This window comes from Sphingomonas endophytica, assembly GCF_001476895.1.
GTDB classification, from domain to species: Bacteria; Pseudomonadota; Alphaproteobacteria; order Sphingomonadales; family Sphingomonadaceae; genus Sphingomonas; species Sphingomonas endophytica_A.
The window spans coordinates 37,648-53,809 of the sequence record NZ_LDTB01000026.1 but is presented as its reverse complement, the minus strand read 5'-3'; the positions used below and the strand labels follow the sequence as shown (position 1 = coordinate 53,809).

Here is a 16,162-nt window from a genome sequence, read left to right as displayed (position 1 = left end):
GGTGCGTAACGGTTGCCGGTAAATAGGCGCTTTCCGCCGTGTGACAGCATGATGAATCGCGTCCCGTGAGACGGAACTCTTGTCCGTTGCCGATCCTTTGATGCGGGACGACCGCGGGCCGATGCCCTCGGCTTCAGCGCGAGGCATGACATGACCGATACGATCACCCGCCCGTCCGGCAACGGCGGCGAAACGCACCAGGTGACAGACGCCGATCATCCGGTGCTGACCACCAACCACGGGACGCCCGTGTCGGATAATCAGAACCAGTTGAAGGTCGGCCCGCGCGGCCCCGTCCTGCTTGAGGACGAGGTCTATCGCGAAAAGATGAACCATTTCGATCATGAGCGTATTCCGGAGCGGATCGTCCATGCGCGCGGCTCGGCGGCGCACGGCTATTTCGAATGCACCGAATCGCTGGCCGATATCACCCGCGCCGACCTGTTCCAGAAGAAGGGGCAGCGTACCGAGGTGTTCGCGCGCTTCTCCACCGTCGCGGGCGGGGCGGGGTCGGTCGACACGCCGCGCGACGTGCGCGGCTTCGCGGTCAAATTCTACACGCGCGAGGGCAATTGGGATCTGGTCGGTAACAACATCCCCGTCTTCTTCATCCAGGATGCGATGAAGTTCCCGGATCTGATCCACGCCGCGAAGATGGAGGCGGATCGCGGCTATCCGCAGGCGGCGACCGCGCACGACACCTTTTGGGATTTCATCTCGCTGATGCCCGAGGCGACCCACATGATCATGTGGGCGATGTCGGACCGCACGCTGCCGCGCAGCTTCGCGACGATGGAGGGGTTCGGCATCCACACCTTCCGCTTTGTGAATGCGGAAGGGAAGAGCACCTTCGTCAAGTTCCACTGGAAGCCGCGCGCGGGCCTCGCCTCGACGATCTGGGACGAGACGGTGAAGATCGCGGGCGCCGACCCCGATTTTCAGCGCCGCGACCTGTTCGAGCGGATCGGACGCGGCGACTATCCGGAATGGGATCTCGGCGTGCAATTGTTCGACGAGGATTTCGCGAACAGCCAGCCCTATGACGTGCTCGACGCGACCAAGATCATTCCCGAGGAAGTCTTGCCGGTCCGCATCGTCGGCAAGATGGTGCTGGATCGTTATCCCGACAATTTCTTCGCGGAGACGGAGCAGGTCGCTTTCTGCCCTAGCCACATGGTGCCCGGGATCGACCATAGCAACGATCCGCTGCTGCAGGGGCGGCTGTTCAGCTATCAGGATACGCAGATCAAGCGGTTGGGATCGACCAACTGGCATCAGCTGCCGATCAATCAGGCCAAGGGGCGCGCCGACGCGGCGGGCTGCCCGTTCCTGAACATGCAGCGTGACGGCCATATGCAGATGCAGGTGCCCAAGGGCCGTGCGAACTACGAACCCAACAGCCTGCATCTGGCCGGCGAACCGGGCGGCCCGCGCGAGGACCCGAACGGCTTCAAGAGCTATCCCGCCGAGGAAAGCGGACCGAAGCTGCGCATCCGCGCGGAAAGCTTCGCCGACCATTATTCGCAGGCGCGGCTGTTCTGGCGCTCGATGGATCCCGCCGAACAGGCGCATATCGCCTCGGCGTTCGTCTTCGAGCTCAGCAAGGTGTCGTTGCCGCACATCCGCACGACGATGCTCGCCAATCTGCGCAACGTGGATGACGAACTGGCACAGCGTGTCGCGGATGGCCTCGCGATGGACCTGCCCGCTGCCGCGCCGACCAGCGCGCCGGTGATCGACATGGCGCCGTCGCCCGCGCTGCGCATCGTGCGCGGCCCGCGCGAGAAGCACACGCTGGAGGGGCGCACGGTCGGCATCCTGTTCGCCGACGGCACCGACCGCGAGGAATTCGACTCGGTCGTCGCCGCGGTGAAGGCGGCGGGCGGCCATCCGCTGACCATCGCTCCCAAGGTCGGATCGGTGCCGCTGTCGGACGGCAGCAATGTGACCGCCGATGCGCAGCTGTTCGGCCAGCCCTCGGTCACGGTCGACGCATGCGCGGTAATTCTCGCCGAATCGGCCTGCGCGAAGCTGCTGAAGGAGGCCGCCGCCGTCCAGTGGGTGATGGATGCGTTCGGCCATCTGAAGGCGATCGGGCACAACGACGCGGCGAAACCGCTTCTCGACAAGGCCGGGGTCGAGCCGGATGAAGGCGTTACCGATCTGGAACGATTCGTTGACGCCGCCAAGCAACGCTATTGGAATCGCGAGCAACACGTTCGTACTTTGGCGTGATGGGATCGGGCGTGCCGTAGTTGCGACGGCACGCCCTCTTCATGATCTTTGCCGGATGGGAAAGATTTATTAACGGACGTTCTTTAACCGGGCCGATGTGGCCCGGTCTTTCCGGGCATCCTGTTCGGAGAGGCGTCTGCCATGGTGAAGTACATGTTCTTTATCGCTGCCGCTCTGGCCGCCGTTCCGGCCACCCCGGCCGCCGCGCAGAACGTGGTGCGGGATTGTTACTCGCTGCTCGGCGATCAGGTCTACGTGACCACCGATACGAAGAAGCTCGAGGCCGACATCGCCTGCTTCAAGAAGGCGAAATGGTATATCGATATCAGCATCGCCAATCGTCAGGCGCGTCTCGACAAGCTGACGCCCAAGCCGGTGATCAAGGGCAAGCCGATCGTCGTCGCCGAAGGTGACAGCATCTCGCTGTTCTGGAACGGTTCCTACACCGGCATCTTCGCGCTGCGTCACCCCAACGTCGACCTGCGCGGCGCGGCGGTCTCGGGCTCGCGGATCAGCGACACCGGCGGCGGCAACGGGCTGGTGCAGCGTCGCGCCACCGACATGGCCAGCAACCCGGAACTCGTCACGGTCCAGATCGGCGCGAACGATCTCGGCGATGGTCAGTACGAGACCGCGCAGGACTGGCTGAATGCGCTCTGGGCCTATGTCGCATCCGTCAAGGCGACCGGCGCGAAGGTGGCGGTCGGCACCGTGCTGCCGCTCTGCTTCCCCTCCTATCCGGCGTATCACAATCGTCACAAGGAGCGCCGCCCGATCGTCAATGCCGCCATCCGGCAGGCGCTGGTGGACAAGCGGATCGACGGGGTGATCGACTTCGCTGCCGATCCGGTGATGGGTCCGGACGAGGCGGCCTGCGACAAGACGCTCTTCAAGGACGGCATCCACCCGACCGACGGCAACACCGATCTGGTCGGCGGTTCCGGCAAGATGGCGCTGATCTACGAGCGCGCAGTCGATAAGATGCTCGCGGCGAAGTAAGCGCGGCGCCTATTCGCCGGGCGGCGCGTTCAGCGGGGCATGTTCGTCGCCCTCCTGCTCGCCGCCGCCACGCCGTCGCCCGCGTTCGACCCGTTGACCTTCTTCGCGGGGGAGACGCGCGGGACGGGGCGGCTGAAGGTGCTGTTCCGCGCTCGCGTGCCGGTCACGGTCCGCGGCACCGGACGCCGTGAAGGCCAGGATGTACTGGTGCTCGACCAGTCGGTGGTCGAGGGGGACAAGCCGCCGCGCACGCGCCGCTGGCACCTGCGCCGGATCGCGCCGGGCCGCTATTCCGGGACGCTGACCGATGCGCGCGGACCCGTGACCGGAGAGATCAAGGGACAGCACCTCCTGCTCGGCTTCACGACCCGCGACGGTTTCCGGATCCGGCAGGTATTGACCCCCGCGCCCGATGGGCGCTCGCTCGACAACCGTCTGACGGTCAGCCGCTTCGGTATCGTCGTGGCGCGGCTGACGGAGCGGATCGTCAAGCCGTGATCCGGCGCTAAAGCTCGTCCTTCACCTGCGCATGGGCGAGCAAGGCGAACAGCCCGGTGCCGCCGATGATATTGCCCGCCAGTGCCGGCATCACGAAGCTGCCCGCTACCCAGCCGATGCCGACCTCGCCATGCCAAAGCAGCAGGAACGCCTCCGCCGCGCCCGCCACGACATGCGCGAATCCGCCCAGCGCGATCGCATAGGTGACGGCGAACACGCTGGAGAAGCCGCTGCCCTCGATCGCCGAACGGATCCACGCGATCGACGCGATCAGGAAGCCTGCCGGGATCGCCTGCAGAAGCGTCGCCGCCGCATCCCGCTCGGTCAGCTTGCGCGACACCGCCAGCATCCCGTCCAGCACCTCTGCCGACTGGACTGGCCCGAACACCGCCAGCGCCGCGATTGCCGCCGTGCCGATCATGTTGGCGACGAAGACCGTTGCCCATAATCGGCCTAGCCGCCATGCGCCCTCGCGGCTGGGTCGCCGTACGAGCGGCACCACCGCGACCGCGGTATGTTCGGTAAAGAGCTGCAAGCGCCCGAGGATCACGATCAGGAAGCCGAACGGATATCCCAGTGCGATGACCGCCTCGGACCATGGTGTATCGGGCAGGTGATGGTGCAGCGCGCCGCTGACCCATACCGACGCCATGATCGCGATGCCGGCCGCCACGCCGGACCAGAACAGCGAGGACAGCGGACGTTCCAGCTCCTCCTCGCCCTGTTCGATGACGGCGGCGTGGACGACGCGCGCGGCCGGCGCGCTGCGTTCCTCGGCCTCTTCGGCTTCCTCGACCCGTTGTTCCTCGCCCATCGTCCACTCCCTGTCGCGCGTGCAACGCACGACGACGACGGACGGTCAGCGATCAGACGCGGATGTAGCGGAAATACCAGACCTCATGCCCCTGACGCCGCGCTTTTCTCTCGTAGCGGGTTTCCGGCCAGTCGGCGGGACGTTCAAGGAAGTCTTGCGGCGTCCGCGCCTGCCACGCGAAATCGCGGCGCTGGTTCATTACCATCATCGACCAGCGGCAATAGGTCGGGTCGTCGGTGCCCAGCCGGAACTCCGCCCCCGGCTTCAGCTTGCGCGCGATCAGGTCGAGCGGGCCGTGGTTCATCATCCGGCGCTTGGCATGGCGCGCCTTGGGCCAGGGATCGGGATGGAGCAGATAGACCCGCTCCAGCGACGCGTCGGGCAGCCGCTCGACCACCTCCAGCGCGTCGCCCATGTGGATGCGGACATTGTCCAGCGCACCGTCGCGGACATGGCCCAGAGCACCGACGACGCCGTTCAGGAACGGCTCGCAGCCGATGAAGCCGGTGCCGGGCGCGGCACTGGCCTGACCGGCGAGGTGCTCGCCGGCGCCGAAGCCGATCTCGACCTGCAACGGGCGATCGTCGCCGAACAGTCGCGCGGCGTCGAGCGGTCCTTCCTCGGGCACCGCGATGCGCGGCAGCAGGTCCTCGACCAGCGCGGCCTGACCCGCGCGCAACGCATGGCCCTGACGCCGGCCGTACAGGCGGCGGATCGTTGTGGGATCGTTCATGCTGGCGCGCCTAGCCCAGCGTCGCGCAAAACGAAACGGAGGAAGCGATGCGTGGGTGGATGATCGGTGGTGCGGCGATCGCGGCGGCGGCGCTGCCGGTGGCGGCCTGGTCGCAACTGTCGAGCACCGGGTCGATCTCGGCGCTGCACGGGGAGGATGGCTGGACGCCGGCGGTGTTCGTCTGCGATTCCACCGATCGCGACCGGGTGCTGGTGCTCTCGCCGCCCGATGCGCAGCGGGTCGCGACGCTGACCAGCCTGTCGAAGCCGGGGCTGGTGCGGTATCAGACGCGTGTCCGCGTCGGCGCGGCCGATCCCGGCGCCGGGCAGATCTATTATCCGCTCACCAACGAAGCGGGTCGCGACGTCGGCAACATCCATGCGGTCAATCCCGGCATGGTCGATCCCGGTGCGACCACGCCCACCGTCACGGCGGTGACCTGGGGGCGCGACACCACCGGCTGCCGCTTTGCGCCGCAGACGCGCGTGCTGGGCGTCACCGCCAAACGCTCGGTGCAGGTGACGCGCACCGATCGCGACGGCTATCAGTACCGCAGCTACAATTTCGATGCCGAGTTGCCGGCGATCGAGCGACCATGGGGCGGGCGCGATACGCGCGCATCGCTGACCGTCTCGGGCGGACGGCTGGTCGAGGAACGCGGCGGGCGGCGCATTTATCAGTTCGCCAACAACGGCTATGTCTATCGCGTACTGGCCTCGGTCGATCCGGCGAAGGGAGGCGGCGGCGTACAGGTGTGGCGCGACGGACGGATGATCCAGAGCGAACCCTTTGCCGCCTATACCGCCGCGCGCTGATGCGGAGCGAAAGCGCCCGTTCGACCGTTGGCGGGGGCGCAATCAACGAACGGGGTCAGCATGGGCAAGAAGAAGAAGCAGGCGATCCGCGCCGCCGCCGAACGCGAGCATGAGGCCCACGCGCCGCTGCGCGCACTGGCGACGGCCGGGGTGGTGCGTGCGCTGACGCCGGTGTCGAAGCTGACCGACGAACCGCCGTTGCTCGCGCTCGGGCTGGGGACGCTGGCGGTCGGCGCGGTTTTGCGCCGACCGGCACTGGCGCGCAGCGGGGCGCGGATGGTGACCAGCCACCTGCTCGCGACAGGGTTGAAGACCGTGCTGAAGGCGGGCGTGGATCGCACTCGCCCGAACGCGGCCGGCGCGTCGCCGCAGCTGGAAAAGGGACATGGCACCGACGATAGCGATCGTAACGCCTTCCCGTCCGGGCACACCGCCGGCGCGGTCGCCGTGGCACAATCGATCGCGCACGAAGTGCCCGCCGCCGCCGGGGCGGCGACGCTCGCTGCCGGCACCGCCGGTGTCGCGCAGGTCACGCGCGGCGCGCATTATACCAGCGACGTTGTGGCGGGCGCGGTGATCGGCTGGCTGTCGGAGCGGGTCGCGGGATGGGCGATCGCGGCGGCGGCCCGGGCGGTCGAGAACCGGCGCGAGAGTAGCGCCGAAGCGGAAGTGGAAGCACACCCGAGCTGAGCCAGGGCTGGCCCATTCGCCGGGGACCGTCGCCCCGGTGAGGGCATGGGACTGCGCCGCCATGACTGCCGGAACCGGGCCGGAAGCACGGGGGCTTTCGCAGCGATCCCGCGCCCGCCCCGGGGCCCCGCGAAAGGACAGGGCGCGCCGTAGCGCGCCCCTTCCCATCAGGCGATGGCCTGCTTCAGCGCGTCGACCAGATCGGTCTTTTCCCAGGTGAACAGATCGCCCTCGGCATCGCGCCCGAAATGGCCATAGGCCGCCGTCTTCGAATAGATCGGCTTGTTGAGCGACAGATGCTCGCGGATGCCCTTCGGGGTCAGGCGAACGAGCTGCGGCAGCGCCGCCTCCAGCTTCGCCTCCGCGACCGTGCCGGTGCCGTGCAGGTCGACATAGACGCTCAGCGGCTCGGCGATGCCGATCGCGTAGGACAGCTGGATCGTGCAACGCTTGGCCAGGCCCGCCGCGACGACATTCTTCGCCAGATAGCGCGCGACATAGGCGGCCGAGCGGTCGACCTTTGTCGGATCCTTGCCGCTGAACGCGCCGCCGCCGTGCGGGGCCGCGCCGCCGTAGGTGTCGACGATGATCTTGCGGCCGGTCAGCCCGGCGTCGCCGTCCGGCCCGCCGATCTCGAACTGGCCGGTCGGGTTGATGTAGATCTTGGTGGCGTCGTCGATGAAGCCCTGGGGCAGCACGTCCTTGAACACGCCCATCACATAGTCGCGCAGCACGGCGTACTTCGACGCGTCGGCGTTGTCGCCCTTCTCGCAATAGCCCGGCGCATGCTGGGTCGAGACGACCAGCGCGGTCGCCCTGACCGGCACGCCGTTCTCATACTGCAGTGTCACCTGGCTCTTGGCGTCCGGCTCCAGGAACGGCGCGGCGCCCGAGTGGCGGTCGGCGGCCATCCGCTCGAGGATCTTGTGGCTGTAGTACAGCGTGGCCGGCATCAGGCCCGGCGTCTCGTCGGTCGCGTACCCGAACATGATGCCCTGGTCGCCGGCGCCCTCGTCCTTGTTGCCGCTCTCGTCGACGCCCATCGCGATATGCGCCGACTGGCCGTGCAGTTCGTTGAGGAAGCGGAACTCGTTCCAGTGGAAGCCCGACTGCTCATAGCCGATGCGCTTCACGGTCGCGCGGACGGTCGCCTCGATCTCGTCCTGCACGCCCGGCGCCCATTCGCCGTTCTCGTACACGCCCTTGCCACGGATTTCACCGGCCAGCACGACCAGCTGCGTAGTGGTCAGCGTTTCGCACGCCACGCGGGCTTCCGGATCCTTCGACAGGAACAGGTCGACGATCGAATCCGAAATCTGGTCCGCGACCTTGTCGGGATGGCCTTCGGACACCGACTCGGACGTGAAGATGAACGACTGACGCATGGATGCTCCGGGAGATAACGATATAAAGATAGCTTTATGTCACTTAGCGCGCGCGACGGCGCAAGGCAAATGCGATGACGCAAGCCCCAAGCGCGACTATCGCCGCGGCGGCGTTACCGATCCGTGAAAACAGCGTCGGCGCGTGCGCGGGCGGGATCGCGATGTCGATCGCTCCCGCTTGCTGGTGCGGTACCGTCGCCAGCAGCGCACCATCGGCGCCGATCACCGCCGAGATGCCGTTGGGGGTGGCGCGCACCACCGGCAGCCCTTCCTCGATCGCCCGCAACCGCGCCTGTGCCAGATGCTGCGGCGGGCCCCAGCTTCCGAACCACGCATCGTTGGACGGATTGAAGATCAGCCGGGGGCGATGCGCCGGATCGACCGTCTGGCCGGAGAAGATGATCTCATAGCACAGCTGCATCCCGATCGCGCCGAACCCCGGCACCACCATCGTGCGCGGGCCCGGCCCGGCGGCGAAGTCCATGTCGCCGGGCACCAGTCGCGACAGGCCCAGCGGCTTGAGCAGCCACGGCATCGGCAGATACTCGCCATATGGCACCAGGTGCGCCTTGTCGTAGCGTCCCCGGATCCATCCGCGCGGATCGAGCGCGAACACCGAGTTGGTCGCGGTGGTGACGTCGCCGCGCGCATCGAACTGGAGTGCGGTGCCGCCGGTCAGCAGCATGTCGCGGGGCCCCAGCGCGGCGGCCATGCGCGTCCGCGTCAGCCACGGGCTGGTATTGCCATACACCCAGTATGGATAGTCATCCTCGATGAAGTCGCGGATCACTCCTTCCGGCCACATCACCAGACGCGGGGCGCCGCCCGGGGTGCCGGAGAGCCGCAGCAGTCGCGCCAGCATCATCGCCTGATCGCTCTCGCCGCGCTGGTCCTGCGGCACGTTCGGCTGGACGACGACCAGGCGCGGGGCAGTCGCCGGCGCGGCGGACGGCATCGGATAGCCGCGCCACTCCGCCACCAGCAGCATGGCGATTACGGCGATCAGCGCGGCCATCGGAAACGGACGGCGCGGGATTAGTAACAGCAGGCCCGCCGCGACGACGCTCAATCCCGACAATGCATAGGTGCCGATCAGCGTCGCCAGCCACGCGACCGGCGGCACCGGCACCCACATCACCGACAGCGGATCCCAGGCATAGCCCGTGAAGGCCCACGACCGCATCCATTCGGTCGCGATCCACGCCGCCCCGAACAGCAAGATCCAGCCGGCATCGATTCGCGCCGCCCGGAACCGCCACGTCAGCCCGGCCGCGATGGCCGGGAACACCGCCAGATACAGCGCCAGCGCCAGCGGCGCGGCATAGCCCAGCGCATGCGGCATCTGGTCCTGGAAGGTGAAGGCGTGCTGGAACCAATTGTCGTTGATCGTGAAATGCCCGACCCCGAACGCCCAGCCGCGCCACAGCGCCTGCCGCAGCGTCGGCGCCGCATGGACCAGCGCCATCCAGCCCGCGAGGCAGGCGAGCGCCAGCCACCAGAGTTGCAGAGGGGCGAACCCGCACGCCGCCGCCGCGCCGAGCAGCAGCGCGGTCAACGCGGGATAGCGCCGGGGAAGGCGGCGAAGCGGGGAAGAATAGGGCAGGGCTGCGATCCTTGCGCCGGGTGGCATGACGGCCTCCTGCGACGCCGCGCGCGCCATCGCAAGCCGGACCGTCAGGTAGGGCGTGACGATGACGGTTGCGAGGCGTATTATCGCGCCATGACACATCCTTTTCCCGGAACCGCCGCATGAGCACGCCGATCGAAGTGGACCTGCCGCATCAGCTCGGCATCGCGGGCGCGAAGACGCGGATCGAGGGCGGCTTCGACAAGCTCGCCGGCTATATTCCTGGCGGCCATGTCAGCGAGCATCGCTGGGACGGCGACACGCTGCACTTCGTCGTCGAAGGCATGGGACAGCGTGTCGCGGTGCAGCTGGACGTGACCGAGCGCAACGTGCACGGCGTGTTCGTCCTGCCGGGCCTGTTGGGCATGTTCGCCGAGCAGCTCCGTGCGAAACTCCAGAAGGACGGACCCAAGCTGCTGGCGTGAGTTGAAGGGGCGCCCTCGGGTATCTTGACCCGTCATCCCGGCGACGGCCGGGATCCATGGCGACACGGCTGCCAAGGCCGGTAATGGTAGGCAGAGAGCGACCCCCGGCCAGCGCCGGGGTGACGATCGAGAGGCGACGCGACGATCGACGCGGCGACGTCACTTTGCCGCGCTGACCCGCCACACCATATTGCCCACGTCATCCGCCACCAGCAGTCCGCCGGTCTTGTCGGTGATGACCGCCACCGGCCGCCCATGCGCTTCCTCATCCTTGTTGAGGAAGCCGGTCAGCACATCGACCGGCTTGACGCCCTTCTCCGGCCAGCCCTCGGCATTGAAGGGGACGTACACCACCTTGTAACCCGACAGCGGCTTGCGATTCCACGATCCGTGCTCGCCGACGAAGGCGCCGCGCGCGAAGTTCGCGCCCAGTTTGGCGTCGGCCGCGAAGGTCAGCCCCAATGCGGCGACATGCGGCCCCAGCGCATAATCCGGGCGCTTCACATATTGCTGCAGTTCCTGGTTCTTCGGTTGCACCCGCACGTCCGGATACCCGCCCCAATAATACCAGGGCCAGCCGAAATTATCGCCCAGTTCGATCGCGCTCATGTAATCGGGGACCAGATCCGAGCCGAGCATGTCGCGTTCGTTGACGACGGTCCACAGCCGGTTGGTGCCGGGGACCAGCGCCATGCCATTGGCGTTGCGGATGCCCGAGGCGAAGACGCGATACTTCTTCTGGTCGGGGAACACCTGCAGGATCGCGGCGCGGTCGTGCTCGGCATCCAGCCCGTTCTCGGCGATATTCGACGCCGATCCGACCGACAGGTAGAGCGTCTTGCCGTCCTCGGCGACGATCACGTTGCGCGACCAATGGTTGCCGCCGCCCGGGTAGGTCACGACCGTCTCGGGTGTCGCGGTGATCTTCGTCTCGCCATCGCGATACGGTACGCGCACCAGCGAGTCGGTATTGGCGACGTAAAGCTGTCCGTTCAGCAGCGCCATGCCCGACGGCGAGTTCAGCCCGGTCATGAACGGGGTCTTCAGCTCCGCCACGCCGTCGCCATCGGCATCGCGCAGCAACGTGATGCGGTTGGCGGACGGCACGCCCGCGCCGACCTTGCCCAACAGGTGGCGCATGACCCAGCCCTTGATGCCGCCGCCCTCGCGCGGGGGCGAGTTGGTTTCGGCGACCAGCACGTCGCCATTGGGCAGCCGGTACAGCCAGCGCGGATGCTCCAGCCCGTCGGCGAACGCCGCCACCTTCAGCCCGGGGGCCGCGACCGGCGTCTCGCCCGCCTTCCAGCCGATCGGATCGGCGGTTTCGACGGTCGGGATCACCTGATCGCGCGGCTGGGTGATGGCGGGGCGCGTACCGCTGACCGCGGCCACGTCCAGTCGCGCGGTATCGGGCCACGCCAGATAGGCGAAGATCGCGACGCCGAGCAGGACGAGCAGGCCGATGACGGCGAGGACATGTTTGCGCATGACCGACGATGTAGGGGCACGGCGCCGATCGCGCCACCGCGATCGTGAAATCGACGCGGTCGGGAGGAATCGGCCGCCGGTGTGGGGGGCACACCGGCGACCCCGGCCAAGTCAGCCATTCGGCGACCCGAAGGACTTCCTCTGCCGGTAACGGGAGGGAGGAACCGGGAGGGGCGCCAAGTGGCGACCGTCCGGTCCATCCCAATTCAATAACCGATTGATACCCGATCGATTACCGCTTGGCCAGATCAAAACGATCCGCGTCCATCACCTTCGTCCACGCCTTCACGAAATCGGCGACGAACTTCTCGCCCGAGTCGTTGCAGGCGTATACCTCCGACAGCGCGCGCAGCTGCGAGTTGGAGCCGAACACCAGATCGGTGCGCGATGCGGTCCACTTCTGCTCGTGCGTCGTGCGGTCGGTGCCGACGAACTCCTGATCGCTCTCGTCGCTCACCTGCTTCCACGCGGTGTTCATGTCGAGCAGGTTGACGAAGAAGTCGTTCGTCAGATGCCCGACGCGCTTGGTGAACACCCCATGTTCGCTGCCCAGCGCGTTCGCCCCCAGCACGCGCAGGCCACCGACCAGCACCGCCATCTCCGGCGCGGTCAGCCCCAGCAGCTGCGCGCGGTCGATCAGCAATTCCTCGGTCGGCACGGTGAAGCGCACCTGCAGGTAGTTGCGGAAACCGTCCGCCTTCGGCTCCAGCACGTCGAAGCTCTCGGCGTCGGTCTGCTCCTCCAGCGCATCGGCACGGCCCGGGGTGAAGGGCACGGTCACGTCATGACCGGCATCCTTCGCCGCCTTCTCGACCCCGGCGACACCGCCCAGCACGATCAGGTCGGCGATCGACACCTTCTTGCCGTTGGTCGAGATGCCGTCGAAATCGGCCTTCACCTGCTCCAGCACGCCGAGCACGCGGGTCAGGTTTTCCGGCTCGTTCACTTCCCAGTTGCGCTGCGGGGCGAAGCGGATGCGCGCCCCGTTCGCGCCGCCGCGCTTGTCCGACCCACGGAAGGTCGAGGCCGAGGCCCAGGCGGTCTTCACCAGATCCTGCACCGACAGGCCGCTGTCGAGCAGCTTGGCCTTCAGCGCGGTGACGTCGGCATCGTCGATCAGCGGATGGTCGACCGCCGGAATCGGATCCTGCCAGATCAGATCCTCCTGCGGCACTTCGCTGCCGAGATAGCGCTGCTTCGGCCCCATGTCGCGGTGCGTCAGCTTGAACCACGCCCGCGCCCAGGCGTCGGCGAAATACGCCGGGTCCGCGCGGAACTTCTCCATGACCGCGCGATATTTCGGGTCGACCTTCAGCGCCATGTCGGCGCTCGACATCATCGTCGGGACCTTCTTGCCCGGCGTATGCGCGGCCGGGGCCAGCGTGTCCTCCGGATTGCCGACCGGCTGGAACTGGTGCGCGCCCGCCGGGCTGCGGACCAGCTCATATTCGTGGTCGAGCAGCATGTCGAAATACGTCATGTCCCAGGTGGTCGGGGTCGGCGTCCACGCGCCTTCCAGACCGGAGGTGATCGTGTGATCGCCCATCCCGCTTTCATGGGTCGAGGCCCAGCCGAGGCCCTGCGCGGCGATGTCCGCACCCTCGGGCTCACGACCGACATGCTTGGGATCGCCCGCGCCATGCGCCTTGCCGAAGGTGTGGCCACCGGCGGTCAGCGCGGCGGTTTCCTCGTCGTTCATGCCCATGCGCGCGAACGTCTCGCGCATGTCGCGTGCCGATCCCATCGGGTTCGGGCAGCCGCCCGGCCCTTCCGGGTTCACGTAGATCAGGCCGTGCTGGATCGCGGCGAGCGGGCTCTCGAGCGCCAGCCCGGCTTCCTCGTCGATGCGGGTCTGGCCGAGCCATTCCTCCTCGGTGCCCCAATAGACGTCCTTCTCCGGCTCGAACACGTCTTCGCGTCCGCCGCTGAAGCCGAAGGTCGGGCCGCCCATCGATTCGATCGCGACGTTGCCGGCCAGGATGAACAGGTCGGCCCAGCTCAGCGCGCGGCCGTACTTCTGCTTGATCGGCCACAACAGGCGGCGCGCCTTGTCGAGGTTGCCGTTATCTGGCCACGAATTGAGCGGGGCGAAGCGCTGCTGCCCCGCCGACGAACCGCCGCGCCCGTCGCCGGTGCGATACGTGCCCGCCGAATGCCACGCCATGCGGATGAAGAACGGGCCGTAATGCCCGTAGTCCGCCGGCCACCACGGCTGGCTGTCGGTCATCAGCGCGGTCAGGTCGGCCTTCACCGCCTTCAGGTCGAGCTTCAGGAACTCGGCCGCGTAATCGAAATCGTCGCCGAACGGATTGCCGCTCTTGCCCTGTTGATGAAGGATGTCGATCGACAGCGACTCCGGCCACCAGTCCTTGGCGGTGCGCCCCAGCAGCGTGCGCATCGCGGCCGGCTGCTTCTTGGGGTCGTTGATCGGGCTGCCTTCGGTAATGGCGTCCATGGCTTCGTCTCCTCTCGCGGGCGTCGGGATCTGGTGCATGACGCTCGACCCCGACATCCTTTCCATCGGTCAATGACGCGGATAGTAATGGAGCGAGAGTGATCGGAAAAACGTGAAATCGCGAACGGTATGATCGATTGCGACGATCAGCCGAAGTCGCTCATTCCTCGATGCCCTCCGGCACCGGCACCGGCGGATGCAACCGCAGACGATTGATCCGCCGCTCGTCGGCATCGGTGACTTCGATCCGCCAGCCGCTGGGATGGTCGATGCACTCGCCCGCCTCCGGCACGCGCCCTGCCAGTACCGCCGTCAGCCCGCCGATCGTGTCGACGTCGCTTTCCGCCTCGGCCAGCCGCGCGTCGACCGTCGCGCCGACGTCCTCCAGTTCGACGCGCGCATCGGCGTCCCACGCCCCGCCGTCGAGCGGGACCAGCAGCACCTCCGGCGCATCGTCATGCTCGTCCTCGATCTCGCCGACGATCTCCTCGATCAGGTCCTCGATCGTCACCAGCCCCTCGGTGCCCGAATATTCGTCCAGCACGATCGCCAGATGGATGCGCGACTGGCGCATGTCGGCGAGCAGATCGAGCGTGCCCCGGCTCATCGGCACATACAGCGGCTGGCGGATCAGCGCCGCGATCGATGTCGGGCGCTCGCCCCCGGCGGCGAGAATCTGGAACACGTCCTTCAGATGGACCATGCCGACAATATGGTCGAGGCTGCCGCGATAGACCGGCAGGCGGCTGACCCCGGCCTCGGCGAAGACATGCACCAGATGGTCGAAGGTCGTCGCCTCCTCCACCGCGATCATGTCGGCGCGCGGCACGCCGACGTCGCCGGCGTCGCGCTCGCTGAAATGCAGCAGGTTGCGCACCATCTGCCGCTCCAGCGGCGTCAGGTCGCCCTTGATGTCGGGGGCGGGATCTTCCTCGTAGCGGTCGATCGCCTTCTCCAGCAATTCGCGCAAGGTGGCCTCGCGCGGTTCGCCGAAGATCATGTTGCGCAGCCCCGTCCAGATGCCGCTCTCATGGTGCTCGCCGCGTTCCGCGGCGCTACTTCGGTCGTCGGCCATGGCCGTTGGGTTCAATCCTCGCGAATCAGGTAGGGGTCGGCGATGCCCAGATCGGCCAGGGCGTCGCGCTCGATCTGCTCCATCGCGTCGCCCTCGTCGTCGGTCATATGGTCATAGCCTAGCAGATGGAGGCAGCCATGCACCACCAGATGCGAGAAATGATCCGCCGCCGGAATGTTCCGCTCCGCCGCCTCACGTTCGCACACGCCATGCGCCAGCACGATATCGCCGAGCAGCACCTCGCCGTCGTCGCTGTTCTGCGTCACGGAATCGATCAGGTCGGCCTGCACCATCGGGAAGGACAGCACGTTGGTCGGCTTGTCCTTGTCGCGATACTGGTGGTTGAGCGTCCGCACCTCCTCATCGGTCGCCAGCCGCACGCTGATCTCGACATGCGCGCGCGTGGTCAACAGATCGCCGTACGGCGTCTTCGCGATCGCCGCGCGCGCGGCGGCCAGCGCGCGCGCGTCCCAGTCGGCGTCGGGCCACGGGTCTTCGCGGGTCAGTTCGATGTGGATCATTCGAGCGTTCCGTCTGTCAGGTCTGTACGGGCGAAATCGTTACCCTTGAAAAGGATGCTCGCCCTGCTCGCTTTGGCACGGGCATAGGCGAAGCAATCCCCCATGTTCAGTGCGGCCGCATGGCGGCCTTTGCCGAACGCCGCATAGGCATCAAGCGCGAGTTCGCCGTGCGTCGCGCCGATCGGCATCACCTCGACGCCCGCATCGCGCAGGAATGTCGCGACCAGATCGCGGGCTTCGATCAGGTCAACGCCGCGCACGCGGACGACCGCGCGGACCGCCTCCCAGATCGCGATCGGCGACGTGTGCTTCGCATCGGAATGACCAAGCCGCTCGGCGAAGGGCACCGCCTCTGGCTCACGCGCGATCATCGCGACGATCGCCGATGCATCCACAAACAGG

At 67.2% G+C, this 16,162-nt stretch carries 15 protein-coding genes; 6 read left to right on the top strand and 9 right to left on the bottom strand.

Going from position 1 to position 16,162, the window contains the following annotated elements; translation table 11 throughout:
* Window positions 1-150: 150 nt before the first annotated feature.
* The 3 genes from NS334_RS08930 to NS334_RS08920 all read left to right on the top strand — a co-directional run bounded on the left by NS334_RS08930 (window position 151) and on the right by NS334_RS08920 (window position 3,732).
* Window positions 151-2,235: a catalase gene (locus NS334_RS08930; protein WP_058755622.1), complete on the top strand. Its 2,085-nt coding sequence runs from the start codon at window positions 151-153 to the stop codon at window positions 2,233-2,235.
* A gap of 153 nt (window positions 2,236-2,388) precedes the next feature.
* Window positions 2,389-3,234, top strand: a complete 846-nt coding sequence (locus NS334_RS08925) for an SGNH/GDSL hydrolase family protein (RefSeq protein ID WP_193753041.1) — start codon at window positions 2,389-2,391, stop codon at window positions 3,232-3,234.
* A 39-nt stretch (window positions 3,235-3,273) separates the two neighbouring features.
* A complete protein-coding gene (locus NS334_RS08920) occupies window positions 3,274-3,732 on the top strand; it encodes a DUF3833 family protein (RefSeq protein WP_058755620.1) in 459 nt (152 codons plus the stop codon).
* Window positions 3,733-3,739: 7 nt separating this feature from the next.
* Here NS334_RS08920 and NS334_RS08915 read toward each other — a convergent pair whose 3' ends face one another.
* Together NS334_RS08915 and trmB are read right to left on the bottom strand one after the other, a co-directional pair.
* The gene (locus tag NS334_RS08915; RefSeq protein ID WP_058755619.1) at window positions 3,740-4,546 is read right to left on the bottom strand and encodes a formate/nitrite transporter family protein; all 807 of its coding nucleotides are present in this window, start codon (window positions 4,544-4,546) and stop codon (window positions 3,740-3,742) included.
* Between the two features lie 52 nt (window positions 4,547-4,598).
* Window positions 4,599-5,279, bottom strand: a complete 681-nt coding sequence (gene trmB / locus NS334_RS08910; RefSeq protein ID WP_058755618.1) for a tRNA (guanine(46)-N(7))-methyltransferase TrmB — start codon at window positions 5,277-5,279, stop codon at window positions 4,599-4,601.
* 47 nt (window positions 5,280-5,326) lie between these two features.
* Between trmB and NS334_RS08905 the strand changes: the two genes are divergently transcribed.
* Both NS334_RS08905 and NS334_RS08900 read left to right on the top strand, forming a co-directional pair.
* Entirely contained in the window at window positions 5,327-6,094 is a 768-nt protein-coding gene (locus NS334_RS08905) for a hypothetical protein (RefSeq protein WP_153002659.1), read from the top strand.
* Between the two features lie 60 nt (window positions 6,095-6,154).
* Window positions 6,155-6,784, top strand: coding sequence for a phosphatase PAP2 family protein (locus NS334_RS08900; RefSeq protein ID WP_058755616.1), 630 nt, complete (start codon window positions 6,155-6,157; stop codon window positions 6,782-6,784).
* A gap of 167 nt (window positions 6,785-6,951) precedes the next feature.
* Here the strand turns inward: NS334_RS08900 and metK are convergent, their stop codons facing one another.
* A complete protein-coding gene (gene metK / locus NS334_RS08895) occupies window positions 6,952-8,169 on the bottom strand; it encodes a methionine adenosyltransferase (protein WP_058755615.1) in 1,218 nt (405 codons plus the stop codon).
* 43 nt (window positions 8,170-8,212) lie between these two features.
* A complete protein-coding gene (gene lnt / locus NS334_RS08890) occupies window positions 8,213-9,724 on the bottom strand; it encodes an apolipoprotein N-acyltransferase (RefSeq protein WP_241491872.1) in 1,512 nt (503 codons plus the stop codon).
* 194 nt (window positions 9,725-9,918) lie between these two features.
* On the opposite strand from lnt, the gene NS334_RS08885 reads away from it, so the two are divergent.
* Window positions 9,919-10,221 carry a polyhydroxyalkanoic acid system family protein gene (locus tag NS334_RS08885; protein ID WP_058755614.1) on the top strand — a complete coding sequence of 101 codons (303 nt, stop codon included), beginning with the start codon at window positions 9,919-9,921 and terminating at the stop codon, window positions 10,219-10,221.
* A gap of 159 nt (window positions 10,222-10,380) precedes the next feature.
* Here the strand turns inward: NS334_RS08885 and NS334_RS08880 are convergent, their stop codons facing one another.
* From NS334_RS08880 to NS334_RS08860, 5 genes are all read right to left on the bottom strand, one after another.
* Window positions 10,381-11,709 (bottom strand): PQQ-dependent sugar dehydrogenase, encoded by a 1,329-nt coding sequence (locus NS334_RS08880; RefSeq protein WP_058755613.1) that lies wholly within the window; start codon window positions 11,707-11,709, stop codon window positions 10,381-10,383.
* A 232-nt stretch (window positions 11,710-11,941) separates the two neighbouring features.
* Window positions 11,942-14,164 (bottom strand): catalase/peroxidase HPI, encoded by a 2,223-nt coding sequence (gene katG / locus NS334_RS08875; protein ID WP_058755612.1) that lies wholly within the window; start codon window positions 14,162-14,164, stop codon window positions 11,942-11,944.
* A gap of 160 nt (window positions 14,165-14,324) precedes the next feature.
* Window positions 14,325-15,239 carry a hemolysin family protein gene (locus NS334_RS08870; protein ID WP_058755611.1) on the bottom strand — a complete coding sequence of 305 codons (915 nt, stop codon included), beginning with the start codon at window positions 15,237-15,239 and terminating at the stop codon, window positions 14,325-14,327.
* A gap of 11 nt (window positions 15,240-15,250) precedes the next feature.
* Complete coding sequence (ybeY, locus tag NS334_RS08865) at window positions 15,251-15,760, bottom strand: rRNA maturation RNase YbeY (RefSeq protein ID WP_058755610.1); 510 nt, start codon at window positions 15,758-15,760, stop codon at window positions 15,251-15,253.
* Window positions 15,757-16,155: a type II toxin-antitoxin system VapC family toxin gene (locus NS334_RS08860; protein ID WP_275044680.1), complete on the bottom strand. Its 399-nt coding sequence runs from the start codon at window positions 16,153-16,155 to the stop codon at window positions 15,757-15,759. Before NS334_RS08860 ends, ybeY begins: the two co-directional genes overlap by 4 nt.
* Window positions 16,156-16,162: the final 7 nt, after the last annotated feature.